Source organism: Bradyrhizobium semiaridum (assembly GCF_020329505.1).
GTDB lineage: Bacteria > Pseudomonadota > Alphaproteobacteria > Rhizobiales > Xanthobacteraceae > Bradyrhizobium > Bradyrhizobium semiaridum.
In genome coordinates this window covers 159,246-181,696 of sequence record NZ_JAGKJJ010000001.1, presented here as the reverse complement: position 1 = coordinate 181,696, position 22,451 = coordinate 159,246, and the positions used below count along the sequence as shown (strand labels likewise).

Genomic DNA, 22,451 nt, shown 5'->3' with positions numbered 1-22,451 from the left:
GACCTTTTAGGTGGGAGGTCGGCCGCCGAACGTCCAGACAGAGCGACGGTTTTAGCTCCGCTGCGGCGATCGAAGTTTGTCAGGCGACGCGGAATCCTTTGGGGGGCTTGTTGCAGCGGATCCCGCGTCTCTTTATAAATAAAACCATACGGTGTCGTTTTGTTTCGGTCAAGAACCGAATTGTCGCAATCCTCAGTTGGAACCAGAACGCGCGAGGGAACCCTCAGCGGGCCGGCCGGCGCCGGGTCTTGGCTGTGCCGCGGAGCCGGTCCGGCGGCCCGACGGCACCGGCGAGGAACAGCCGGATCGAGACCTCCATTCGCTTTTCGGCGCTCGCCATGTCGATCGGGATGCCGAACGTCGCCATTCGATGGGTATGGCCGACCACCATGTTGAGGAACGTTTCGGCCGCGATCGTGGTGTCCTCGAGGTCGAGGGCGCCGCATGCAGCCAGATGGTCGAAAAAATCGGCCGTCGTCGAGACGGCTTTCGACCAGCCTTCGTCGACGGCAAGCTTGGCCACGTCGGGGAAATTGATCGCCTGCGCGGTCAGGATGCGGCTGAAGGCAATGGAATCCGCGCTGCAATTCAGCGTCAGCAACTGGCGTCCGAGATCGATCAGCCGCTCCTCGACCGAACAGTCCGCGGGATGGTCGAGATGCATCTCGGTCGCCGCGGCGGCGAGCGGCGCCAGCCAGCGCGCGATCTCGCGCCTCAGCACCGCGGTGAACAGGCCGCGCTTGTCGCCGTACTGCGCGTAGACGGTGGGCTTGCTGACGCGCGCGGTCTCGGCCACCGCATCGATCGAGGTTGCATCGAAGCCGCGCTCAAGGAAAAGGCGCGTCGCGACCTCGATCAGCCGCTGGTCGCGCTCGATCGCGGCGTCGCGGGTGGGCCGCCCGCCGCGCGATTTCGCAACGCCGCGCCTGGCGGCCTTGGCCTTGGTTGCCGTCAATCCCATTGCCCATTCACTTGGTTGCACGCCGGACGGGTCTGGCCGGTCTATAACCCGCGGCGCGCGGATTCGTCCAATTCGGGCGGTGCATGGCCCCGCCGCTCACGGCGGTGTCGAGGCCCAGGCGCGGCCGGACGCGGCCTTCTCGTATCCATATTGGTAGAGCGCGCGCATATAGGCGGTGTCAAATCCCGGCGTTTCCGGCGCGGGATAGTCGCGCTCGATATAGGACAGATGGAAGCCGAGCCGGTTGCGCCTGGCGAAATCGTAGGTCGAGAGGATGACCGAGCGGGTTTGCGCCTGCGTGATCGCGGAAATGCTGCGGGAGGCGACATCGATGGTCGAGTTCGACACCAGCTCGAAGTTTCCTTCGAGCTTCTTGTTGACCAGGATGTAGATGTTGAGCCGCCCGTTGGCGGGCCAGCCGCGCTCTCGGAACAGCAGCGCATCCGGCAGCGTCAGCACCGGGGCGGTCACGCCGCCGTCGACATGCATTTCCTGGAAGCGGCGGCCCTGGCCCTCGGCGTCGATCATGATCGGCGGAAACACCAGCGGAATGCTGGCGGAGGCAGCCATCACGTCGCGAAACAGCTGCAATGCCTCGGGCGTGCCGACGGCGGCAATGCGTCCCATGTCCCAGATCACCGTGCGCTGGGTGTCCAGATCGGTGGTGACGATCAGCAGCTTGCGGCCCTTGGCGTGCTCGCGCGCCACGGCGCTGAGGATGTCCGGCCCGACATAGCGGGCGACCAGTTCGCGCAGCCGCTTGTTGCCGAACAGGCCGGAACCGAACAGCACCCGCATGATGCTGGGATCCTGCAGCAGGCTTTCCGCGATGCCTGACGTGTAGACCTCCTTCAGCGTCTCGTCATAGGCCGGTCCAAGGAAGGCGAACGGCGCGATCAGGCCGCCGGTGCTGACGCCCGACACGACGGAGAAGGTCGGGCGCGTGCCGGCTGCCGTCCAGCCGTTGAGGACGCCGACGCCGTAGGCGCCGTCGGCGCCCCCGCCGGAGAGCGCCAGATAGGTCTTGATCTCCCGCGTCGGGATTTCCTTCTCGATGCGGAATTTCGCCGCCGGCTCGTCCGCAAAGCGCCGCAGCCCATCGAGATCGAGCACGCGGGAATTGGCCGCATCGGCCGCCGTATACGGCGTGCGTGGCAGCGAACTGCAGGCGGCCAAGGCGAAGACGAGGCCGCACAGAAGGACGGCTCGGCGGATCGCGCGGGCTACCGTCATCCGATGGCCGGGGCGGGCGGGCGCCATGACCCGCAAGGAGGAGAACATCGGAGGTTGGCTGTCCTTTGCGAGCGTGGCAGTGCGGCGCGATGTTTCGCCGCCTCAATCCCGACATAAAACGATACTGTTTCGTTTTGTTTAATGGAGTAGCCAGCCCAGTGCAAGCCTGCGTCGGGCGGCCGGCGTTCACGAAGCCGCGTGACCTTCGCGTCCCCGGGTTGATCGGACACGGCCGGCACGCAATAAGCAGCCGCATGAGTCTCCCTAATCATTTCGAGTTGCTCGCTAGCGACGGCAGTGCGCGGACCGGGCGCCTATCCACGCCGCACGGGCTGGTGCGGACGCCGGCGTTCATGCCGGTCGGCACCGCCGGTGCGATGAAGGGCATGCATTGGCGCGAGGTCCGCGAGGCCGGCGCCGACATCGTGCTCGGCAACACCTATCATCTGATGCTGCGGCCGGGCGCCGAGCGCATCGCAGGCCTCGGCGGGCTGCAACGGTTCACGGGCTGGGGTGGACCGATGCTGACGGATTCCGGCGGCTTCCAGGTGATGTCGCTGTCGGAGCTGCGCAAGGTGACGGAGAAGGCCGTGACCTTCCGCTCCCATATCGACGGCACCAAGGTGGAGCTGTCGCCGGAGCGCTCGATCGAGGTGCAGCGGCTGCTCGGCTCGGACATCGCGATGCAGATGGACGAATGCGTCCGCCTGCCGGCCGGGCACGCCGATATCGAGCGGGCGATGCAGCTGTCGCTGCGCTGGGCCGAGCGTTCCAAGCGCGCATTCGAGGCTGCGCCCGAGGGCTACATGCTGTTCGGCATCGTCCAGGGCGGCGACGTGCCGGCGCTGCGGCATGTCAGCGCGCGGGAGCTCGTCAGCATCGGTTTTCACGGCTATGCGATCGGCGGGCTCGCGGTGGGCGAGCCGCAGGCGGTGATGCTGGCGATGATCGAGGAGACCGCGCCGGCGCTGCCGGTCGACCGGCCGCGCTATCTGATGGGCGTCGGCACGCCCGAGGACATTCTCGAGGCGGTGGCGCGCGGCATCGATATGTTCGATTGCGTGATGCCGACGCGGAACGGACGCCACGGCATGGCGTTCACACGGTTCGGGCAGATCAACCTGCGCAACGCCCGGCATGTCGATGATCCGCGGCCGCTGGACGAGGAAAGTCCCTGGCCGTCGACACGCAGCTATGCGCGCGCCTATCTGCATCACCTGGTGCGATCAGGTGAGACGCTTGGGGCAATGCTGCTGTCCGAAATCAACGTCGCCTACTATCAAGAGCTGATGCAGGGCATCCGTGACGCAATCGCAAGCGGTACATTCGAAGAGTTCAAAATGAGGACGCGCGCCGGATGGGCGCGCGGTGACATTGCTCCGATGTGAGCTCTGTGTGATCAGTTGCAGACGATCGGTTTCACCGAATGCTTGGTGACGAAGCCGTATCCGCAGGTGTCGCAGGTCCAGAGATAGCTGATCAAATTCTCGTAGAGGTACGCGGACGCTTCTGCCGCGACCATGGAATCCGCGCACACCGGGCAGGTCGGCAGGTCACTGCCACGTGGATCGGGCTTAGACGCGACGGTCGACAAGATTTCAGCAAGCGCTGGCATCGTGACCTCCTCTGCGTTCTGAGCTGCACTGGTCCGAGTATATAGCCCAATTTGTTTGACCTTGTCGCAACACAAATGCGTAGGTTTTACGTTATTTGCGTAGATTCTGATTTTGCATTGCAACGAATTCCCGATCCGCTGGTTTCTCGCTTGCGCGTCGTTGCCGCACTGCGTCTAATGAAGAAAATCCGCATCACCCCTGCACATTCTGGCCAGAGGAGCCGCTTGATGGACGCGTCGATGACAACGAGTGCATTGCAACCTGGACGCGGCCGCGTCTTCGATTCCATTGTCGATGCGATCGGCAACACGCCGATCGTGCGTCTACGCAGATTGCCGCAGGCAAATGGAGTCAACGCGACGATCCTCGCCAAGCTGGAATACTTCAATCCGGCCGCCAGCGTGAAGGACCGCATCGGCGCCGCGATGATCGTGGCGATGGAGAAGGCCGGGATCATCAACGCGGACACCGTGCTGATCGAACCAACCTCGGGCAATACCGGGATCGCGCTCGCCTATGTCGCGGCGTCGCGCGGCTACCGGCTGAAGCTGGTGATGCCGGAATCGATGTCGATCGAGCGGCGGCGGATGCTGGCCTTTCTCGGCGCCGAGATCGTGCTGACGCCGGCTGCGCAGGGCATGAAGGGCTCGATCGCGACCGCCGAGGAGCTGGTGCGCACGACACCCAATTCAGTGATGCCGCAGCAGTTCAAGAATCTCGCCAACCCGGAGATTCATCGTCGCACCACCGCCGAGGAGATATGGAACGATACTGGCGGCAATATCGATTACTTCGTCGCCGGCGTCGGCACCGGCGGCACGATCACCGGCGTCGGGCAGGTGCTCAAGCCGCGCAAACCGTCGCTGAAGATCGTGGCCGTCGAGCCGGAGGAAAGCCCTGTGCTGTCGGGCGGCCAGCACACGCCGCACAAGATTCAGGGTATCGGCGCGGGCTTCGTGCCCGACATTCTCGACCGCTCGGTGATCGACGAGATCGTTAAGATCAACAGCTCGACTGCCGTCGAGATGGCGCGGGCGCTGGCGCGCAACGAGGGCATTCCTGGCGGCATTTCATCGGGCGCTGCGATCGCCGCGGCGATGCAGATCGGCAAGCGGCCAGAGGCGGCCGGCAAGACCATCCTGGCGATTGTGCCGTCATTCTCGGAGCGCTATCTGTCGACGGTGCTCTTCGAAGGAATCTGACAGATGGCCGATCAGCCCAGGCGACCGCGAACCCTGAACGACGCCCGCAGCGAAGCGGAGGCGGCGTTCAAGCGCGCCACCACCAAGGTCGCGGCCGCGCCGCCGAAGACGGTCGCTGTCCCCGGCGTCCGCGAGCAGGTCACGCTGCGGATCGATCAGGACGTGCTGGAATACTTCCAGGAGGGCGGTCCCGGCTGGCAGGATCGCATCAACGAAGCGCTGCGCAAGGCGGCCGGGAAGTAGGCTCGGCGGAGGCCAGGCTCACGTCCCGGTGCGGACCGGGACTGAGCTGCTCGGCCTCAGGTTCAGAAAATTGCCGGCCAGGATCAGTGCCGCGCCGAGCAGCGTGAGCGCATCGAGCCGCTCCGAATAGATCAGCCAGCCCATGATCGCGGTCAGCGGCACGCGCAGGAAATCCATCGGGATCACCACGGTCGCGTCGGCATGCAGCATGGCGCGCGCCATGCAGTAATGCGAGTACGTGCCGCAGAACGCGATCACCGCCAGCCAGCCCCAGGTCTGCAGCGGCGGCCAGGTCCAGACGTAGAGCGCGGGAAGCAGGCTTACGACCGATTGCACCATCAGCAGCCAGAAGATGATCGCTACTGCCTGCTCGGTGCGTGTCAGCGACTTCACGATCACGATCGAGACGCCGAAGCCGACCGCCGCAGCGAGCGCGATCAGCTGTCCCGGATTGATCTCGCCGGCAGCCGGCCGCACGATCACGACCACGCCGACGACCCCAAGCACGATCGCGATGACCTTCCAGGACGTCATCCGCTCGCCGAGGAAACCTGCCGCGAGGATCGCGGTCCAGATCGGCATGGTAAACTCGATCGCAACCACTTGGCCGATCGGGATCAAGGTCAGCGCGTAGAACCAGCCGAACTGCGCGCAGAAATGGATCAGGTTGCGCACAATGTGCACGTGCACCCGCGCCGTCTTCAAGATCGCGAAGCCGCCGTTGATGCGGATCATCGGATAGAGCATCGCGAAGCCGAGCACGCCGCGAACCAGCATCAGCTGGAATACGTTCACCGCTTCCGTCGCCTCGCGGCCGGCCACGGTCACGATCAGCATCAGCGCGAGCCAGCCGGACATCCACAGCGCGGCGCGGGTCTTTGAAGGCGTGCGATCCATGACGGGAACGAGGTGGAAGGGATCGCCGGTATCGGCGAGTTGTGATGAATTTGCAACGCGCAATTCTGCCGGCGCGGATGCGCCGTCCATGCGATCGATGCTAAGCAGCACGCAACCAACGGGTTCGTTCGAGGCTGGCCGTTCGAGTCGCCCGGAATGACGATGTCAGCAAGAGGAGCTGCCCATGCGTGTCTTGCAACCGGCCGAATGGTCGAAACCCCGTGGCTTCTCGCACGGCGTCGCCTTCGACGCCCCGGGCCGCTGGATCGTGCTGGCCGGCCAGACCGGCGGCGACGAGAAGGGCGAGTATGCGCCCGACATGGCCGCGCAGATCGGCACCGCGCTGAAGCGGATCGTCAGGCTGCTGGGCGAAGCTGGGGCGGGGCCCGAGCACATCGTCCGCCTGACCTGGTATCTGACCAGCCGCAGCGAATACGAGGCCGCAGGGCCCGGCATCGGGGCGGCGTGGAAGGAGACGCTCGGTCGCAATTTCCCGCCCTCGACGCTGCTCTATATCGACGGGCTGGTCGATCAGCGCGCGAAGGTCGAGATCGAGGTCACTGCGTTCGTGCCCGCGGCATAGCGCTCGCGGTCGAAGCAACGGACAGCAAAAAGCCCTCGGGACGGACCCCGAGGGCTTTTTTCGTCGGTGCAATCGATTACTTCGTCAGCGAGATGTTGGCGCCGCGGAACTGGCTGTCGGCCCGGATCGTCACCGACTGCTTGTTGCCGCGGGTCTGCAGCGAGATGTTGGCGTTGAAGCCGGGCCCGCTGGCGAGGACCTGGAAGTTGCCGCCGCCGCCGCGGCCTTCGATCGAGCCGCTGACATTGCGGCTGGACTCGCTCCAGGAGCCGCTGACCGCGTTGCCTTCGGCCTGCACGTCAGCCGCCAGGTTGAACTTGTAGGAGTCGCTGGCGCAGGTGAGGCTCATGGTCATCCGCGGGCCGGCGACATGGTAGGTCGCGCGGCAGCGGATGCGCTCGCTGGAGCCGTCATCGAGCATGACCGAGCCGCCGCCGGACCAGGTGCCGGCCATGCCGGCGAACGGACCGGACTGAGCGTGGCCGGCGGTAGTTGCGAGTGCAGTCACGAAAAACGCGACGGCTGCGAGTGCAGGCCATCGCGCCGAGAAAAATGCGCTGCCGATCTTACTGACGGGACGCTTCCCATCGACCGCTGCACGGTACGCCAGCTGATGCCCCATTCCACTTCCCCGATCCGGATTTGCCACTGAGTTGTCCGTTCGCATATGCACCATTGATCGAGACTCGCACAAGTCCCCCGCTGCCGACGGTTCCGGAGATCGCCGCGCCCTGGGCCGAGATCTTTCCTTCGCTGACGGTCACGGTCGAGCTGGTCGACGGCTCGCAGCTGCCGGTCTTGGTCACGACAGTCACCTGCCAAAGGCCGTCATAGGGCTGCTGGGCGGATGCGGGAGCGGCGGCGAGGGTGGCGGAGGCGGCCAACGAGGCCAAAAGCAGGTCGCGGATGCGGATCAAACGCATTGAATCAAATCCCTGTCATTTCGTGTGATGGGAGGGCTTATCGTGTCACATTGTGTTCAAAATTTGTGCGGCGCAGGAACCGGCGAAAGTTCCTGTGGACTTAAACACATCAACGTGAATCCGGGCCCGGGTCCGGAACGGTAAATCACGTTGCTATACATTGCGAGCCGGTAATTAGAGACCGGTTCTGCCGTGACTAGTGCTTGCCGTCCGTCAAACTGGGTGCCTTGGTGGCGAATTCCTCGTCCTGCGGCTCGGCGGGCAGGGTCTTGTGGGTCTTGGCATGGTCGATGACTTGGGCGAGCAGGCGCAGCCCGAGCGGCGCCAGCGCCCGCTCCCACAATTCACGAGCGGTCTCGCCCTTCTTGACGAACACCCAGTCCTGGGCGGCGATGGCACCGGCGTCCATACGGTCGGCGAGATGGTAGATGGTGCCACCGGCGATCGGATCGCGCTCCTTGATGGTCCATTCCACGGCGGCGATGCCGCGGTGCCGCGGCAGCAGCGACGGATGGTAGCCGATGCCGCCGAGCCGGCTCGCCGCCAGGGCTTCCCTGCTGACACGGGCATGGCTGTGGGCGGTCACGATCAGTTCGGTGCCTGGCGCGATCTCGGACGCCGCCACGATCTTTGGATCGGCCTGCACCACGACATCGAGGCCGGCCGCTCTGGCGGCCGCGGCCAGCCGGTCCTCGCCGTCATGGACCACGACCCTGGCGATCTCGATGCCATGGTCGCGCAGCATGTTCAGGGTCGTCACGCCGAAATGACGGGAACCGACGAGGGTAATGCGCATGGGATTCATTCCGTGAGGGTTCGCCAGGACGGCTCGAGGGACTGCTATGCCGATAGCACAGTGCGACGGACTGTTTCGTCGCGGTGCCGGTTATCAACAAGGCGGCCGGCTGGCAATGTCAGTCCGCCACAAGGCGGCTCACCAGCACCTTGTCGATGCGCCGTCCGTCGAGGTCGACGATCTCGAACTCCCAGCCTTGCGCCGAGGTCTTGGCGCCGACATCGGGGATCGCGCCGAACTCGTGCAGCAGGAAGCCCGCCGCGGTCTGGTAGGGGCGCGGCGAGGGCAGTGCGATGCCGAGCAGTTCGCTGAACTCGAGCGCCGGCATCCAGCCCGAGATGAGATAGGAGCCGTCGTCGCGTCGGACATAGGCGGGCTCGGCCGGCCCTTGTTCGGTGTGGAACGCGCCGACGATGGCCTCGAGGATGTCGGCGCTGGTGACGACGCCTTGGAAGGTGCCGTATTCGTCATGGACGAGGCCGATATGGACCGCGGAGTCGCGCAGGATCGCGACCACATCGCGGGCATCCACGGTCTCCGGGATGATCGGCGCATCGCGCGTCAGCGCGCGGATGTCGGGGCTCTGTCCGGCGAGGTAGACGTCGAGCACGTCCTTGGCCTGTACGATGCCGAGCGCGTGGTCGCGGTTGCCCTCGAACACTACGCAGCGCGAGTGGCTGCTCTTCTGCAGCGTCGACAGGATCTCGGCTGCAGGGGCGGCGAGGTCGATCAGGCTGACCTCGTGGCGCGGCGTCATCACGGCGCCGACGGGAAGGTCGCCGAGCCGCATCACCCCGGCGATCATCTCCTTCTCGCCGGGCTCCAGCACGCCGGCATTTTCGGCCTCCACCACCAGCGTCTTGATCTCGTCCTCGCTGACGCGGTCCTGGGCGTCCTCGCGATGGCCGAGCAGCCACAGCAGCAGCTTGCCGGAACGGTCGAGCAGCCAGACCAGCGGCAGCGACAGTTTCGCCATCAGCGTCATCGCCGGCGCGACCTTCACCGCGATCGACTCGGGATCGCGCAGCGCGATCTGCTTCGGCACCAGTTCGCCGACGATCAGCGAGGCATAGGTGATCAGGCCGACGACGAGGCCGACGCCGACCGCGTCCGCAACGCTCGGCGACAGCCCGAGCTCGAACAGCCATTGCGACAGGCGCCCGCCCAGCGTTGCGCCCGAGAACGCGCCGGACAGCACGCCGATCAGCGTGATGCCGATCTGCACGGTAGAGAGGAATTTTCCGGGATCGGAGGCCAGCACCAGCGCGCGGCGCGAGCCGCTGACGCCTTTCTCGACCAGCCCGGCCAGCCGCGCCGGGCGTGAGGAGACGATGGCGAGCTCCGACATCGACAAGAGACCGTTGACGACGATCAACACCGCCACGATCGCAAGTTCCAGATATAACACGAGGGTCCCTTAAGCCTTCGACGGCGTTCGCCGCGCACGATGCCCCTATATAGACGGACCGGCGTGGTTTTGCTGTGCATTGTGGGCCGCTGCGGCGGCGGCGCTACGCATGATGCGCGCCCGCAGGTCATCGCGGCATTCTGACGCGCGGATCGCCGGCGCGGCTAGCTCCAGGCCAGCAGGCGCAGTTCGGGCTTGGCGAACTGCTTTGAGGGCGCGGCCGACGGCTCCGGCGGACGCTCGGATGCCGCCTGGAGATACGCGCGCAGGTCGGCGCCGTGCTGCTTCATCTGGTTGCGCAGTTCGCGGCGGGAGAAGGCGGTCAGGGCGGGATCAGCGAGCTGGATCCACGCGTTGCGCATCCACTCCTGCAGCTCGCGGATATTCCGATCCAAGACTTCGGACTGGGTCATGCCGAAAATCTCAAGTTGTGATCTGTGACGCAGTAACGCCGATTCGCGCGGTTTCACCTAGCGCGATGTTGCGCGACAGAATGCGCGGCGAAGCTTATGAGAAGCTTATGAGCTGGCTCTCCAGCGCCGTGTTGCCCACGTCGCGGATCTATTCCGCGCAGACATAGGTCGGCGGGACGACGCGATTGGCCGTGTAGCGGTAGTAGGGACGATAGGCGAAGCCGTGGTAGATCGCCGGCGGCGCGTCGTAGAGCGCGCCGTGATAGGCGTTGGTCACCGGACCGGTGCTGCAGCGATAGGGGATCGCGGGCGGCGGCAGCGGCCAGAGCGTGACCAGTTCCGGCGGAATGGTCGGCCGGAGTTCGCCGGCTTGCGCCTGCAGCGCCATGACGGCCGAAACGGTGAGGGCGGCGGCAACCGCCAAAGCGGGTTTCATCTCCTCACCTCACCGGACTGGTCGGGGCAGTCCGAGAAGGCTGCCAGCATTCCTGCAGCCGGTCAATTGCGCTCAGGACTTGTGCTCAGGACTTGGCCTTGCGCGGCAGGCTGACCGGGATGTGGGGCGACGTGCTGACCACGCGCTGGCCACCGTCGGGATAGTTTTGGCTCTTGAGCAAAGTCTCGAGATACAGAAAGAATTTTTCGGCAAGCATGGGCGTAGCCCTCGTGATCTGTTTCCTTTCGTCGCTGCGCTCACGCGCAAAATTCAATCAACTAAATGCGAGTCGCGCCGGCATCTCGATGCTGCAGCGCGAGCGCATTCCAGTTCAATCCGTTGGATTACTGCTCGTGCCGCCGCGGCCGATGGCGCCTTGCCGCCTCAGCTGGCGTGCGGTGTCGAAGAGACCGGGTGCCGTGACGTGGCGGCGGGGGGTGCGGATGCCGCGCTTCGCGACATTCCCTCAAAGCGCCACAGCGTCACCGCTGAAGTCACGCCGCATGATTCGCAACGCAATGGCGCGCCGCCGACCAGGTATCGCCCACGCCGCACCACCTGAGGCGAGGCCATTTCCCGGCAATTCGGGCAAGCCAGAGGCAATTTGCTGGTTTTCCACCAGTTGACCAATTGAAACATCGCAACCCCGCTTCAGAGCGGCAACAATTCTCAACAATTAGCAATGTGGCGGCTCGCGTGGAAGCAGCAGAAAGCCGCATCGCCACGGAAGAAGTGTGGGCGTGGCCAAAATGTCGAAAAACAACCCCATGCAAAGGAGCCGGGCGGCCGGTCCGGCCCAAGATTGGTTAGCGAACCGCTAAGCAGGAGCCGCCCAGCGCGTGATCACGTCACACTGTTCCTTCAAGGATCGGCGCTAGGCAAGGCGCCATGGACGGGAACAACGACCACGACGAGGGGATTGTGCCGGCGCTGCGCCGCAGCTATGGGCGGCTGGCCTGGTGGATCGTCCGCCTCAACCGGGTGCTCGAGCCGTCCCGCGCCGCCGAGCCGCCGCGGACCCATGCTCCGCCGCGCACCCTCACGCCGCCAAGGCGGCCATCGCCGCCGCGTCCCGAATAGCATTACTAAAATACCGACGCTCAGGGTTGACCGGGCTGCTATGCATGGCCCATCGGCGGGCGACAGGCCCGCATGGCTTGGCGAGAGCGGCCGCGGGGCGGCACAACGCGACGGAAGGACGAACGCATGATTGAGACGGTTGGCATCATCGGCGCCGGGACCATGGGCAACGGCATCGCCCAGGTGTGTGCAGCGGCCGGGCTCGGCGTCACCATGGTCGATATCTCCGACGCCGCGGTGCAGCGCGGCCTGAAGACGGTGGGGGCAAGCCTGGAGCGCCTGGTCAGCAAGGAGAAGATGACCGCGGCCGATCGCGACGCGACGCTCGGGCGGATCACGGCGACCACCGACAAGGGCAAGCTCGCCGCCTGCGATCTCGTGATCGAAGCGGCGACCGAGAACGAAGAGCTGAAGGTCAAGATCCTGAAGGATCTCTGCGCGACGCTGCAGCCGGGCGCGCTGCTCGCGACCAACACCTCGTCGATCTCGATCACCAGGCTTGCCGCCGCGACCGACCGCCCCGACCGCTTCATCGGCATGCACTTCTTCAACCCGGTGCCGGTGATGGCGCTGCTCGAACTCATCCGCGGCTTGCAGACCTCCGACGACACCGTCGCCAAGGCCGAAGCCTTCGCCAAGCGCGTCGGCAAGGTCGCGATCACGGCGAAGAACAGCCCGGGCTTCGCCGTCAACCGCATCCTGTGCCCGATGATCAACGAGGCGATCTTCGCGTTGCAGGAAGGCATCGCGACCGCGGAAGAGATCGATGCCGGCATGAAGCTCGGCTGCAACCATCCGATCGGACCGCTGGCGCTCGCCGATCTGATCGGGCTCGACACCATGCTGTCGGTCATGGAGGTGTTTTACACCGGCTTCAATGATCCGAAGTATCGGCCGGCGCCGCTGCTGAAGGAGATGGTCGATGCCGGTCATCTCGGCCGCAAGACCGGGCAGGGCTTCTACAGCTATAGCAAGTGAAACAGCTCGCGCGCGGGCGTGGCAGTTCGTCATCCGTAGTCGTCCGGAATGGATCGCGACGGCGGAGTGACGTAACACGCAGCCCGCGATCCGCCACGTGAGGCGGGGGACGCTAGACACGAGGCCCGGTCTCCTAGGCACACCGGGCCTCGTGTTTTTCAATTGCGGCCTTGCGCCGACCGGCGTCGCATTGCCGAATGACCGAAACGCGCGGATTCAGCCGCACCCCGTCACCTCTCTCGCCGGGACAAAAACAAGCCCCATTTGCGCAGCCGCGCCATCCGGCCCGCAGCCTCACGGCTAGGTGAGGCGGGCCGCCCGAAACCTCGCGGGCACGCGCTCCGCATCCTAGATCGAGAGCCGGATACCGACGCGGCAAGCGGGGTTCCACCTGCCATCCGGCACAATCATTGCACCGCCTGCCGCATTGATCGTCTCGATTGGAGCAACACATGGGCCAGGTCATCAGGTTCATCTCGAAGTCCGAACTCGAGCGCGCGCGCCTGATCCGCGAGGCCCGCGCCAATTACGAGCGCGTCTTTCCATCGGCGGATTCCGGCGACCAGCAGGACGGCCACCCGGACCGTGACGGCGCGCAGGTGTCGTCCGAGCCGTAGAGCCGCCCGCCGGCATTGAACCGGTCGCGCGCCGCCCCATCTGGTTGGCTGCTGCCTGCGCACGCGCGGTGAGGGCGGGCGATGTGGAAACGGCTTTGGCTGAGATGGACGATCGACAAGCCGGCGGCGTTCGGTGACCTGTTGTGGCAGGTCTTCGTCGTGGACTTCGCGGCGTTCCTCGACCGGCTGACCTTGCGGCGGATCATCGCGCTGATCCCGCTGGTCCTCGTGGTTGCTGCCTATGCCCACCGCATTCCGATCCCGCCCGAGCTGATGCTGGTCGGCGATCTCCTCGCCTATATCGATATCTTCTCGGTGATCTTCCTGGTCGGCTTGTTCACGCGGCTGTCGACCATCGTGGTGGTGGTCAGGCAGGCCGCCGATCGCGCGCGCAGGATCCTGCCGGCGGCGTTGCGCAGGCTCGATCTCCGTCACCGCCGCGCCAGCGACAGCACTCGCCGCAAGCGGGCGACGCGCGCGACAGATGACGCGGATGATGCTGCCGTCGCGCCTGGCTTGGCCTTCGCATAGTCCGCCGGAAAGGTGTTGCCGGCTTTCCCGTGCCAACGCCTATTGCGGACGGCCCGACTGCCGATCGACATCCGTGTTGACGGCGGCGGGCGCATCCGGCGCCGGGGCCGGCTCGCTACGCCGATGCGAACTGCTGAGGTCGGTCGCGCTGTGCGTTCGGTGAAACGCGATCCCCATCCGGACGCTCCAGACGCCGAACACGAGTGAGCCCGCGACGCAAAGCGCCACGAAGGCCCAATCCCGCTTTCGCATCTGGTTGAACAAAGCCAAAGCTGCCGTCCTGTCCGCAACCCTTCGGGCGAGGCGCTCGAAGGGCACCAAATCTACGTCTCGCGATTCCAACGCATCATCTTGATCTCAGGACTAGGCGATTGATTTTCTGTCTGCAAGGGCGGCCCCCGAGCCGATCAGCTCATTAAGAAATGGCAACGTTGCGTCGCACGCTTGTGAGTGGCAGGCGGAGTCCGCCCGGCTATTCTGCTGATGCGGAGGGCAGCGATGAAATACAGCTCCGAACTGATCCAGACGATGCGCGACGCACTGGAAGCGGTGATGACCACCGTGCCACGCGATCAGGTCGTGTTCGGCCTCAAGGCCGCGCTTGCCGAATACATCCTGCAAGCGGCCGCGCACGGACAGACGTCATTCGACGGGCTCGTGGCGTCGGCGTCGGATCAGGTACAGACGATCATCTCGATGCTGACGTAAGCCCGAACATCGCTGGTCGGCGGTGTCGATCGCGATGAAACCTTGACCGGCCATCGGCGTTCTTCACGGCAAGGGGGTCCTTGTGAGCTGAGGAACCGGCGGATGCGCGTAAACCCGGACGAGTTTGTCGAGCTTTCGAACCATGGTCTGATGAAACTGCGGTCCGCAGTGGCTCGCGCGATGGTGATGCTTCCGAGCGAACGCAGCAAGGCGACGATCGTCCGGCTGGATGAACCGTCGGTTCTCAAATTCAAGGCCATCAAGGATCTGTCCCAGATGTTTTCGGGCCAAGCGTTCTCGGGCACGCCGAGCGGTTCGAAGTCGCCGACCTCGCCGCGTTCGCCCCGGCGCAAGACACAAGCCGCATCTCCCCGTCGGCGGGCAACGCCTGCGCGGCCGAAGCCGAAGGCCACGCGCCGGACCAAGTCGCAGAACAGGCATTAGGAGAGCCGGCGCCAGACGACACGCCCGGCGGCATGTCCTTCCTGAACCGGGACGTTGAAATCCCGAGCGCTGCGATGTCTGCCGCCAGGGAGTAATCCCTCTGCGCCCCTTGCGCACGGAAGCTCCGAGGAACGCGCGGCCGATATCGGGCGTATTCTGTTTCGCTCCCGGCAATCAGCCCCCCAACCCCGCCGGGAGCGGGAATGACGGCCTCGGTGTGCCGACCGCACCGGGGCCGTTCTGTTGGTTGATCGTGTTGTTACCCCGAGCGATGTGCGTCGTGGAATGTGCATGACCCTGCATGCTGGCCGATCTTGGCACGTATCCGAATCGGTGAGTGAGGCGATCTGAAGGCCTAGAAGTACCAGGCGCGGGTTGGACTGCCTGTTGATAACTCAGGACTGTGAGACACTTAACCCATTGAGAACTCTGGCCTCGTCGTTAACTGAAAATACGTTTCGAGTAGGAAACGCATTTGGACTCTTGCGCAGGAGTCACGCCGTAGGTCACATATCTCAATTCCTCCGAAGGGCAGCTCTTAGGGTTTTAATGGAGAGCTGTGTCATGTCCGACCACGAACTTCGCTTCAAAGGGCCGTTCTTCGATTTCAACGCCAAGGGATGGATGGCGATCATTGCCGCCATCGTTATCGTGGGGCTCATGGTCGTGCCGCGATTTCTGCATTGAGGCACCATGAAGGGTGAGCCCAAGGCCGTCAAGGTGAAGTACGCGCAGCTCCTGAAGGTGCCGCTGGCGAGCTTTCCCGAAGCCAGGGATAGGTTGGATGTACCGGACCTTCACGGCGTTTACGTGATTTATTCTCCGAAGGGACGAGTAGCCCACGTCGGTAGGACAATCAGAGGCAAGCACGGGCTGCGCCAGCGACTAAAAAATCACCTTCACAGTTCGTCGTCGTTTACGGAGAAGTCGCTGCGGGGCAAGGGAAGCGTTTTGAGGCGAGACTATAAGTAACGCTTCATCGCGATAGATGATAGCCGTCTACGAGCACTCGTAGAGGCGTATGCGGTGGGGCAGCGTGTCCCGAAAGTCTCAGGAGGACGAAGAGTTCGCTATCCTGCAAGACAGGTTACGAGACTTTGATCAGCCTGGAGGTCTGCCGGAATTTTGGTGAGCGCGGAGGGACTCGAACCCTCGACCCCATGATTAAAAGTCACGTGCTCTACCGCCTGAGCTACGCGCTCACTCACCTGAACTATGCGTCCGGGATGCCGGAGGTGGGGGCATCGTCCGGATCATGCTCCAGCCCGCGCTGTGTAGGGGGCGGGGCCCATCGGGTCAATAGCCGACGCGCCGCAATCGCATGTCGATACCGGCCGGATTTGCCTTGAGGGGACTGGCGGTTAGGGCTGCTTCTTGAAGTTGGCCGACCCCGCCATCCACGGGCTTCAGGCCGCCGCTCAGCCGTCGCGGCGCATTTCGGAGCCGGCGGGCTGGCTGGGGGCGGCGACCGAGGGCAGGCTGACCGGGCGCAGGCCAATCAGTTCCGCGGTGCGGATCGCGCTGTTGCGCCAGAAGGCGAACTCGTTGATCCGCGAATTCTCCAGGATCGCGATCGACACCGCGGCGAGGAACGGCAGGCTCTGCAGCACCAGCACGCCGGCGAAGATGTAGATCTCGCGGACCTGCTTGAAGCCGTTGGTGGCGACCAGCACGGCGGCGCCGACCAAAAGCAGCACGCCGATCACGGCCTCCCAGAACGCCTGGAATTCGATCGACATCCGCGACAGCCCGCCCTTGGAGGTGCGGGCGAAGGCGAGGTGCTCGGTGATCAGGCCTTGCGCGACCGCGCGCGACACCGTCCACTGCACGCTCATCGCGGCGATCATCGCGCCCAGCATCTGGCCGGCCTTGATGTTCACCCTGAGCCGGTACAGCGCCACGAAGTGCACCAGCGAGACGATGAAGGAGGCGATGATCGGCAGCGTGAGGATCTTGTCGGGGATCGCGATGTCGGCGAAGGCGACGATCGGCACCCAGATCAGGTTGAGGATGGCGACCACGACGCCGAGGCTTTCGGCGCCCAGCCAGTTGAGCCAGCCGAGCGAGAACTCGCGGCGCTGATCCGGCGTCAGGCGGCTGGCGCCCGGCAGGAAACGCCGCCAGTGCTTCTTGACGATCTGGAAGCCGCCATAGGCCCAGCGGTGGCGCTGCTTCTTGAAGGCTTCATAGGTGTCGGGCAGCAGGCCCTCGCCGTAGCGCACATTGGTGTAGTGCGTCAGCCAGCCCTGCTGCTGGATGGTGAGGCCGAGATCGGTGTCCTCGCAGATGGTGTCGCTTGACCAGCCGCCGGCCTTGTCCATCGCGGCGCGGCGGATCAGGCACATCGTGCCGTGCACGATGATGGCGTTGAACTCGTTGCGCTGGACCATGCCGATGTCGAAGAACCCGGCATATTCGCCATTCATGATGTAGTGCATCAGCGAGCGGTCGCCGTCGCGATGCTCCTGCGGCGCCTGCACGAGGCCGACGCGCGGATCGGCGAACGCCGGCACGAGGTCCTTCAGCCAGTCCGGATGCACGACATAATCGGCGTCGATGATGCCGATGATCTCGGCGTCCGCCGCGGTGCGCTCCATCGCGATGCGCAGCGCGCCGGCTTTAAAACCCTGCACCTTCTCGGCGTTGATGAACTTGAAGCGCTCGCCGAGCTGACGGCAGTGATCCTGGATCGGCCGCCAGAAATCAGGATCGGGCGTGTTGTTGATGATGCAGACGCATTCGAAGTTGGGATAGTCGAGGCGCGACACCGCATCGAGCGTCGCCTTCAGCATCTCGACCGGCTCGAAATAAGCGGGGATGTGGATCGAGACCTTCGGGAATGCGACGTTCTCGCCGATCGTGGCGGGGGCGAGCGGGGCGGTCTTTGCGATCAGGCGGTGCGGGCCGCGGCCGAACGCGACCGCCGCGATCTCCTCGATCCGCGCCATCGCGATCAGGACCAATGGCACAAGCAGGATCAGGCCGAGGGTGAGCGCGAAGGCCGAGCCCCAGACGAAGTAATGCGTGGTCCAGTAGGCGAACACGGTGGCGACCCAGGCGCCGACGCCGTTGGCCGCGGCCGAGAGCACCAGCGCCTGCATCACCGTCGGCGAATCCAGCCGCAGGATCGGCAGCGACATGAACAGGCCGACCAGCACGGCGACCAGCGCGAGCTTCCAGTAGTTCAGGTCGGTGACCGGTCCGGTCCAGGCGAACTTCGCCTCGCGGTCGGCGTTGAGGATGCCCCAATACGGACCGACGCCGCCTTCGAAGAACTTCCAGGGCTGATCGATCGCCTCGACGATGTTGTAATCCATGCCGATCGCCTCGGCACGGGAGACGAAGTTGCGCAGCACGGTGGCCTGCTGGAACGGGCCGGGGTCGGCATTGCGCAGATTGTAGCCCTGGCTCGGCCAGCCGAACTCGGCGATCTGGATGCGCTTGCCGGGGAAGGAGTCGCGCAGCAGGTTGTAACGGTCGACCGCCTGGTCCACCGCCTGCTTGTCGGTGAAGTTTTCCCAATAGGGCAGCACGTGGGCGGCGATGAAGTCAGTCGAATTGGCGAGCTGCGGATGGTCGCGCCAGATGTTCCAGATTTCGCCTGTGGTCACGGGAACGTTGACCGACTTCTTGACGCTTTGCACCACCTTGATCAGGCGGTGCACGTTGTTTTCGGCGATCGCCCATTTCATCGCCTCGGACCGCTTGTCCTCGGGCTGCAGTTCGGCATCGTGCAGCCGCGCGTCCTCCTCACGCAGGATGCGCGGGGCGTCGTCGCGCATGAAGCGGGCGAATTCCTCGCGGAAGCGCTCGACCTCTTCCGGGCTGGGTTCGGCCTTGGGATCGGCCTTCGGGTCGGTCCGGGGCAACGGTCCGAGATTCTCGATCGGCACCTGCTCGCCGCGATACACGGTTTCGTTGCCGACGATGATGCCGATGACGTTGCTGTTGCGCTTGGCGAGATTGATGGCAGCCAGGAGCTCGCGGCTGTTGCGGTCGCCGTTCTTGTCGATCCATGCGCCGACCGTGACCTTCATGCCGAACTCGGCGGCGATCGGCGGCACCAGCTCGTTGCCCTCGGTCGACGAATAGAGACGGACCGCCTTGGTGAGTGTGGACAGTTTCCGCAGGTCGGCGCGCACCTTCTCGGCGTCGCTGTCGACGGTGATGTGGCCGGGCTCGAACGGGGCGTAGGACAGGCTCGGCAGCGTGCCACGGTAATCGGGCGCCGACTGCTTCTCCTGGAACAGGCCCCACAGAGCGGCGTGAGCGGCGGTGACAAGCAACAGGACGGCGACGACGGCGCGCATCGTGGGTTAAACCATACGGGGCCTGATATTGAGGACTAAGCGAACCCGTCCCCTGGGTTCGGCCGGACCAACGGCGGATGCAAGGATATCTCCGCCAGACGATTTAACAACTGGTATGCCGCGGTGGCGTTTGTAGGGCGCAAGCCGCTCCGCCGGCGAAAAAATCCATCGCCGGCGCGGCCTTTGTTATTTCGCCGGCGGGGCCGGTGAGGCCGATGGCGTCGGCGCAGGTGTCGGTGCGGCGGCCGGAGCCGGCGTGGCGTTGCCCGCGGTCGCCGGCGTGGGCGAAGGGGACGGCGCAGAAGCTGCCGCCGCGGCCTGCGGCTGGGCACCGGGATTGATCCAGCAGGCGTGGATGCGGCCGTCGAGGCTGCCCCGCACCTTGTCGTCGATCTGGGCCCCGAACCGGGTCAGGCAGCGGAACGCCGCCTGGACGTGGCCGCCGGGGCAGCCGAACCGATCATAGAGGTCGAGATGGCGGAATGCGGTGTCGAGGTCGTCGTTCCACATCAGCCGCACCACGCGGCGGCCGAGCCAGACGCATTCCGGGTTGCCGCCCGGGCCGTTGATGGCCTGTTGGGCCTCGGTGAATTCCTCGACCTTGCGCTGGTTGGCTTCCCGCGCGGCATTGGCATTGGCGTCGGCCGGATTGCCAGGCTGCTGCTTGGCCTGATCCTGCGGATTGGGCGAGCCGCTCTGGGCGAGGGCACCGCCGGCTCCAATGAACAGCGCAACGGCCGTGACGAGGCCCGCTGCGGCAAGGTGGCGCAAACCAGTGTTCTTCAACTCAAGCAGCCGTCGACGCATGTATTCCCCGAATATGTTCCTGCCCCCGCGGGATCATCATCCTAACGGCTCGCGTGATGCCGTCCAAATAGGTCTCCAGTGCGGCGGAGACTCCCGCGGAATCCCATGACTGGAATTTCAAATTTTGTCCAGCAAACTCACAACTTTATCGCAGCAGCGCAAAACTGTCGCAGGACAACCATGGTATTGACCGAATCCCGCTATTGGCAGACGGGCCGTGACCGGTTAAGTCGACGGTCCCCCGGAGGATGGAACCGATTTCGCTTCGTACGCCGCTGGCGCTTCTCCTGATCTCACTCGCCGTGATCGCATCCGTGTGGTGGTGGCTCGCCACACCGATTACGCTTGCGCGCGCGCCGATCGATCCCAACGCAAAGCTGCAATGCGTCTCCTACACGCCGTTCCGCGGCGCGCAGACGCCGCTCGATCCGACCACGCAGATCCCGGTCGAGCAGATCGAGGAGGACCTCGCCGGCCTCGTCAAGGTCACCGATTGCGTGCGCACCTATTCGATCGAGAACGGCCTCGACCAGGTCCCCGCCGTCGCGGCCAAGGTCGGGCTGAAGGTGATGCAGGGCATCTGGCTCGGCAGCAACCGCTTCAAGAACCTGCAGCAGATCGCGATCGCGGTGCGGCTGTCCAAGGAATATCCCACCGTCATCACCTCGCTGATCGTCGGCAACGAGGTGCTGCTGCGCGGCGAGATGACGACCGCCGACCTCGCCGCCAATATCCGCGCGGTGAAGGCGCAGGCCAACGTGCCCGTGACCTATGCCGATGTCTGGGAATACTGGCTGAAGAACCGCGAGATCTACGACGCGGTCGATTTCGTCACCATTCACATCCTGCCGTATTGGGAGGACATCCCGATCAAGGCCAAGTTCGCCGCCGCGCATGTCGATGACATCCGCAAGCGGATGGCGGGGGCGTTTCCCGGCAAGGAGATCCTGATCGGCGAGACTGGCTGGCCGAGCGCCGGGCGGATGCGGGAGGGCGCGCTGCCCTCGCGCACCAACCAGGCGCGCGTCGTTTCCGAAATCCTCGATCTCGCCAGGCGCGAGGGATTTCGCGTCAACCTGATCGAGGCCTATGACCAGCCCTGGAAGCGCATGCTGGAGGGCACGGTTGGCGGCTATTGGGGCCTGTTCGATTCGGTGCACCGGCAGGTGAAGTATCCGCCGGGCGTGGCGATCAGCAATTTCCCGGCCTGGAAGCTGTACATGGGCTGCGGCATGGCGCTCAGCGCCGCGACCTTCCTGGTGGCGTGGCTGACGTTGCGGCGCCGGCCCTGGACGCCGCGGCCGTCGGCCTGGCTCGCGGTCGCGATCTCCGCCACGACGGCGGGGACGCTGGTCGGGATCGCCGCCGACAAGATGACTTATGAGAGCTACGGCGTCGGCGGCTGGCTGCACTGGGGCGCGCTGCTGGCGGCGGCGATCGCCGCACCGCTCTTGTCGGCGCATGCGCTGATCGCCGGGCGCTCGCTGCCGACCTTCCTCGAGCTGGTCGGGCCGCGCGATTATCGCAGCAAGGGCGCGCTGATGGCGCTGCTGGCGATCGTGCTTGCCGTGACCACGGTGATCGCGGCCGAGACCGCGCTCGGCTTCACCTTCGATCCGCGCTACCGCGATTTCCCCTATGCCTCGCTGACCATGGCGGTGGTGCCGTTCGCGCTGCTGACCATGCTCAACCGCCCGAAGGAGGGCGTCCGGCCGATCGCCGAGTCCGTGTTCGCCGGCCTGCTCGCGATCGGCACGCTCTACATCCTGTACAACGAGGGCACGATCAACTGGCAGTCCGACTGGACCTGCGCGATGTACCTTCTGCTCGCCGCTACGCTGTGGCGGGCGCGGGCCGCGCAAAACCCAGGATGAACAGGCCGATCGCCAGCCCCGACAGCACGATGTTGTAGAGCACGATCCCGAGCCCCGCGGCGATCAGGCCGCCGGTCAGCAGCACGATCGACGGCCGCATCAGATTCAGCACCGCAATCACCAGCGCGGTGATCCCGAACACCGAGTTCTTGAACAGCACGGTCGAGAGCGCGCGCGCCTTGCAGATCATGCTCTGCGCGCCGGCGTCGCAGGCCAGCGCCACGGTGGAGAATTCGATGCCCAGATAGCGCAGGTAAAGCGCGTAGCCGACGGTGAGGAAGCCGACGACCAGCAGGAACTGGACCTGATATGGGGAGATGCGGAACGGAGGTTTCTTCATCGCGGCACTATGGTCGGGAAAGCGACGCAGGACAAGCTCACGCCTTAAGCA

Annotated in this window: 26 protein-coding genes and 1 tRNA gene; 12 read left to right on the top strand and 15 right to left on the bottom strand. The window is 65.0% G+C overall.

The window, feature by feature from the left end; genetic code table 11:
- Positions 1-223: 223 nt before the first annotated feature.
- A complete protein-coding gene (locus J6500_RS00785) occupies positions 224-961 on the bottom strand; it encodes a TetR/AcrR family transcriptional regulator (protein ID WP_225710762.1) in 738 nt (245 codons plus the stop codon).
- A gap of 96 nt (positions 962-1,057) precedes the next feature.
- Positions 1,058-2,194, bottom strand: coding sequence for a patatin-like phospholipase family protein (locus J6500_RS00780; protein WP_225710761.1), 1,137 nt, complete (start codon positions 2,192-2,194; stop codon positions 1,058-1,060).
- 254 nt (positions 2,195-2,448) lie between these two features.
- On the opposite strand from J6500_RS00780, the gene tgt reads away from it, so the two are divergent.
- Positions 2,449-3,582: a tRNA guanosine(34) transglycosylase Tgt gene (gene tgt / locus J6500_RS00775; protein WP_225710760.1), complete on the top strand. Its 1,134-nt coding sequence runs from the start codon at positions 2,449-2,451 to the stop codon at positions 3,580-3,582.
- Positions 3,583-3,593: 11 nt separating this feature from the next.
- Here tgt and J6500_RS00770 read toward each other — a convergent pair whose 3' ends face one another.
- Complete coding sequence (locus J6500_RS00770) at positions 3,594-3,809, bottom strand: hypothetical protein (RefSeq protein ID WP_211986764.1); 216 nt, start codon at positions 3,807-3,809, stop codon at positions 3,594-3,596.
- A 228-nt stretch (positions 3,810-4,037) separates the two neighbouring features.
- Here J6500_RS00770 and cysK point away from each other — a divergent pair, with 228 nt between their 5' ends.
- Positions 4,038-5,012, top strand: a complete 975-nt coding sequence (gene cysK, locus J6500_RS00765; protein ID WP_283842873.1) for a cysteine synthase A — start codon at positions 4,038-4,040, stop codon at positions 5,010-5,012.
- 3 nt (positions 5,013-5,015) lie between these two features.
- Entirely contained in the window at positions 5,016-5,255 is a 240-nt protein-coding gene (locus J6500_RS00760; RefSeq protein WP_225710758.1) for a BrnA antitoxin family protein, read from the top strand.
- A gap of 18 nt (positions 5,256-5,273) precedes the next feature.
- On the opposite strand, the gene J6500_RS00755 is transcribed toward J6500_RS00760, so the two are convergent.
- Positions 5,274-6,152, bottom strand: coding sequence for a DMT family transporter (locus J6500_RS00755; RefSeq protein ID WP_225711049.1), 879 nt, complete (start codon positions 6,150-6,152; stop codon positions 5,274-5,276).
- Positions 6,153-6,336: 184 nt separating this feature from the next.
- Here J6500_RS00755 and J6500_RS00750 point away from each other — a divergent pair, with 184 nt between their 5' ends.
- On the top strand, positions 6,337-6,735 hold the full coding sequence (locus J6500_RS00750; RefSeq protein ID WP_225710757.1) for a RidA family protein: 399 nt from the start codon (positions 6,337-6,339) through the stop codon (positions 6,733-6,735).
- Positions 6,736-6,811: 76 nt separating this feature from the next.
- Here J6500_RS00750 and J6500_RS00745 read toward each other — a convergent pair whose 3' ends face one another.
- The 7 genes from J6500_RS00745 to J6500_RS31920 form a co-directional block, all read right to left on the bottom strand.
- The gene (locus J6500_RS00745) at positions 6,812-7,189 is read right to left on the bottom strand and encodes a hypothetical protein (RefSeq protein WP_376707744.1); all 378 of its coding nucleotides are present in this window, start codon (positions 7,187-7,189) and stop codon (positions 6,812-6,814) included.
- Positions 7,190-7,301: 112 nt separating this feature from the next.
- Positions 7,302-7,658, bottom strand: coding sequence for a hypothetical protein (locus tag J6500_RS00740; protein WP_225710755.1), 357 nt, complete (start codon positions 7,656-7,658; stop codon positions 7,302-7,304).
- 196 nt (positions 7,659-7,854) lie between these two features.
- The gene (locus J6500_RS00735; RefSeq protein WP_225710754.1) at positions 7,855-8,454 is read right to left on the bottom strand and encodes a formyltransferase family protein; all 600 of its coding nucleotides are present in this window, start codon (positions 8,452-8,454) and stop codon (positions 7,855-7,857) included.
- Positions 8,455-8,572: 118 nt separating this feature from the next.
- Positions 8,573-9,862, bottom strand: a complete 1,290-nt coding sequence (locus tag J6500_RS00730; protein WP_225710753.1) for a hemolysin family protein — start codon at positions 9,860-9,862, stop codon at positions 8,573-8,575.
- Between the two features lie 164 nt (positions 9,863-10,026).
- A complete protein-coding gene (locus J6500_RS00725; RefSeq protein ID WP_225710752.1) occupies positions 10,027-10,275 on the bottom strand; it encodes a hypothetical protein in 249 nt (82 codons plus the stop codon).
- Between the two features lie 148 nt (positions 10,276-10,423).
- Positions 10,424-10,711 carry a hypothetical protein gene (locus J6500_RS00720; RefSeq protein ID WP_225710751.1) on the bottom strand — a complete coding sequence of 96 codons (288 nt, stop codon included), beginning with the start codon at positions 10,709-10,711 and terminating at the stop codon, positions 10,424-10,426.
- A gap of 85 nt (positions 10,712-10,796) precedes the next feature.
- The gene (locus J6500_RS31920) at positions 10,797-10,928 is read right to left on the bottom strand and encodes a hypothetical protein (RefSeq protein ID WP_283842872.1); all 132 of its coding nucleotides are present in this window, start codon (positions 10,926-10,928) and stop codon (positions 10,797-10,799) included.
- A 671-nt stretch (positions 10,929-11,599) separates the two neighbouring features.
- On the opposite strand from J6500_RS31920, the gene J6500_RS00715 reads away from it, so the two are divergent.
- From J6500_RS00715 to J6500_RS31915, 7 genes are all read left to right on the top strand, one after another.
- Positions 11,600-11,791 carry a hypothetical protein gene (locus tag J6500_RS00715; RefSeq protein ID WP_225710750.1) on the top strand — a complete coding sequence of 64 codons (192 nt, stop codon included), beginning with the start codon at positions 11,600-11,602 and terminating at the stop codon, positions 11,789-11,791.
- A gap of 126 nt (positions 11,792-11,917) precedes the next feature.
- Positions 11,918-12,769 (top strand): 3-hydroxybutyryl-CoA dehydrogenase, encoded by an 852-nt coding sequence (locus J6500_RS00710; RefSeq protein ID WP_225710749.1) that lies wholly within the window; start codon positions 11,918-11,920, stop codon positions 12,767-12,769.
- Positions 12,770-13,221: 452 nt separating this feature from the next.
- Positions 13,222-13,386, top strand: a complete 165-nt coding sequence (locus J6500_RS00705; RefSeq protein WP_225710748.1) for a hypothetical protein — start codon at positions 13,222-13,224, stop codon at positions 13,384-13,386.
- An 81-nt stretch (positions 13,387-13,467) separates the two neighbouring features.
- Positions 13,468-13,917, top strand: coding sequence for a hypothetical protein (locus tag J6500_RS00700; RefSeq protein WP_225710747.1), 450 nt, complete (start codon positions 13,468-13,470; stop codon positions 13,915-13,917).
- Between the two features lie 498 nt (positions 13,918-14,415).
- On the top strand, positions 14,416-14,625 hold the full coding sequence (locus tag J6500_RS00695) for a hypothetical protein (RefSeq protein ID WP_211986785.1): 210 nt from the start codon (positions 14,416-14,418) through the stop codon (positions 14,623-14,625).
- 102 nt (positions 14,626-14,727) lie between these two features.
- On the top strand, positions 14,728-15,069 hold the full coding sequence (locus J6500_RS00690; RefSeq protein WP_225710746.1) for a hypothetical protein: 342 nt from the start codon (positions 14,728-14,730) through the stop codon (positions 15,067-15,069).
- Positions 15,070-15,633: 564 nt separating this feature from the next.
- Complete coding sequence (locus J6500_RS31915; protein WP_283842871.1) at positions 15,634-15,756, top strand: hypothetical protein; 123 nt, start codon at positions 15,634-15,636, stop codon at positions 15,754-15,756.
- Between the two features lie 439 nt (positions 15,757-16,195).
- Here the strand turns inward: J6500_RS31915 and J6500_RS00685 are convergent.
- From J6500_RS00685 to J6500_RS00675, 3 genes are all read right to left on the bottom strand, one after another.
- Positions 16,196-16,271: transfer RNA gene (locus J6500_RS00685), tRNA-Lys, on the bottom strand.
- 216 nt (positions 16,272-16,487) lie between these two features.
- Positions 16,488-19,379, bottom strand: coding sequence for a glycosyltransferase (locus J6500_RS00680; RefSeq protein WP_225710745.1), 2,892 nt, complete (start codon positions 19,377-19,379; stop codon positions 16,488-16,490).
- Positions 19,380-19,565: 186 nt separating this feature from the next.
- The gene (locus J6500_RS00675; protein WP_225710744.1) at positions 19,566-20,186 is read right to left on the bottom strand and encodes a beta-1-3, beta-1-6-glucan biosynthesis protein; all 621 of its coding nucleotides are present in this window, start codon (positions 20,184-20,186) and stop codon (positions 19,566-19,568) included.
- A gap of 248 nt (positions 20,187-20,434) precedes the next feature.
- Between J6500_RS00675 and J6500_RS00670 the strand changes: the two genes are divergently transcribed.
- On the top strand, positions 20,435-22,060 hold the full coding sequence (locus J6500_RS00670) for a glycoside hydrolase family 17 protein (protein WP_225710743.1): 1,626 nt from the start codon (positions 20,435-20,437) through the stop codon (positions 22,058-22,060).
- Here J6500_RS00670 and J6500_RS00665 read toward each other — a convergent pair.
- On the bottom strand, positions 22,020-22,400 hold the full coding sequence (locus J6500_RS00665) for a hypothetical protein (protein WP_225710742.1): 381 nt from the start codon (positions 22,398-22,400) through the stop codon (positions 22,020-22,022). The two genes, J6500_RS00670 and J6500_RS00665, sit on opposite strands and share 41 nt — an antisense overlap.
- Positions 22,401-22,451 lie beyond the last annotated feature (51 nt).

Bases quoted from the DNA above. Each gene is read 5' to 3' on its own strand.
- J6500_RS00735 (WP_225710754.1), bottom strand. From the start codon at position 8,454: ATGCGCATTACCCTCGTCGGTTCCCGTCATTTCGGCGTGACGACCCTG.
- J6500_RS00740 (WP_225710755.1), bottom strand. From the start codon at position 7,658: ATGCGTTTGATCCGCATCCGCGACCTGCTTTTGGCCTCGTTGGCCGCC.
- J6500_RS00785 (WP_225710762.1), bottom strand. From the start codon at position 961: ATGGGATTGACGGCAACCAAGGCCAAGGCCGCCAGGCGCGGCGTTGCG.
- J6500_RS00755 (WP_225711049.1), bottom strand. From the start codon at position 6,152: ATGGATCGCACGCCTTCAAAGACCCGCGCCGCGCTGTGGATGTCCGGC.
- J6500_RS00695 (WP_211986785.1), top strand. From the start codon at position 14,416: ATGAAATACAGCTCCGAACTGATCCAGACGATGCGCGACGCACTGGAA.
- J6500_RS00780 (WP_225710761.1), bottom strand. From the start codon at position 2,194: ATGACGGTAGCCCGCGCGATCCGCCGAGCCGTCCTTCTGTGCGGCCTC.
- J6500_RS00675 (WP_225710744.1), bottom strand. From the start codon at position 20,186: ATGCGTCGACGGCTGCTTGAGTTGAAGAACACTGGTTTGCGCCACCTT.
- J6500_RS00720 (WP_225710751.1), bottom strand. From the start codon at position 10,711: ATGAAACCCGCTTTGGCGGTTGCCGCCGCCCTCACCGTTTCGGCCGTC.
- J6500_RS00670 (WP_225710743.1), top strand. From the start codon at position 20,435: ATGGAACCGATTTCGCTTCGTACGCCGCTGGCGCTTCTCCTGATCTCA.
- J6500_RS00715 (WP_225710750.1), top strand. From the start codon at position 11,600: ATGGACGGGAACAACGACCACGACGAGGGGATTGTGCCGGCGCTGCGC.
- J6500_RS00690 (WP_225710746.1), top strand. From the start codon at position 14,728: ATGCGCGTAAACCCGGACGAGTTTGTCGAGCTTTCGAACCATGGTCTG.
- J6500_RS00665 (WP_225710742.1), bottom strand. From the start codon at position 22,400: ATGAAGAAACCTCCGTTCCGCATCTCCCCATATCAGGTCCAGTTCCTG.
- J6500_RS00680 (WP_225710745.1), bottom strand. From the start codon at position 19,379: ATGCGCGCCGTCGTCGCCGTCCTGTTGCTTGTCACCGCCGCTCACGCC.
- J6500_RS00710 (WP_225710749.1), top strand. From the start codon at position 11,918: ATGATTGAGACGGTTGGCATCATCGGCGCCGGGACCATGGGCAACGGC.
- J6500_RS31915 (WP_283842871.1), top strand. From the start codon at position 15,634: ATGTCCGACCACGAACTTCGCTTCAAAGGGCCGTTCTTCGATTTCAAC.
- J6500_RS00750 (WP_225710757.1), top strand. From the start codon at position 6,337: ATGCGTGTCTTGCAACCGGCCGAATGGTCGAAACCCCGTGGCTTCTCG.
- J6500_RS00705 (WP_225710748.1), top strand. From the start codon at position 13,222: ATGGGCCAGGTCATCAGGTTCATCTCGAAGTCCGAACTCGAGCGCGCG.
- J6500_RS00725 (WP_225710752.1), bottom strand. From the start codon at position 10,275: ATGACCCAGTCCGAAGTCTTGGATCGGAATATCCGCGAGCTGCAGGAG.
- tgt (WP_225710760.1), top strand. From the start codon at position 2,449: ATGAGTCTCCCTAATCATTTCGAGTTGCTCGCTAGCGACGGCAGTGCG.
- cysK (WP_283842873.1), top strand. From the start codon at position 4,038: ATGGACGCGTCGATGACAACGAGTGCATTGCAACCTGGACGCGGCCGC.
- J6500_RS00700 (WP_225710747.1), top strand. From the start codon at position 13,468: ATGTGGAAACGGCTTTGGCTGAGATGGACGATCGACAAGCCGGCGGCG.
- J6500_RS00760 (WP_225710758.1), top strand. From the start codon at position 5,016: ATGGCCGATCAGCCCAGGCGACCGCGAACCCTGAACGACGCCCGCAGC.
- J6500_RS00770 (WP_211986764.1), bottom strand. From the start codon at position 3,809: ATGCCAGCGCTTGCTGAAATCTTGTCGACCGTCGCGTCTAAGCCCGAT.
- J6500_RS00745 (WP_376707744.1), bottom strand. From the start codon at position 7,189: ATGGCCGGCACCTGGTCCGGCGGCGGCTCGGTCATGCTCGATGACGGC.
- J6500_RS31920 (WP_283842872.1), bottom strand. From the start codon at position 10,928: ATGCTTGCCGAAAAATTCTTTCTGTATCTCGAGACTTTGCTCAAGAGC.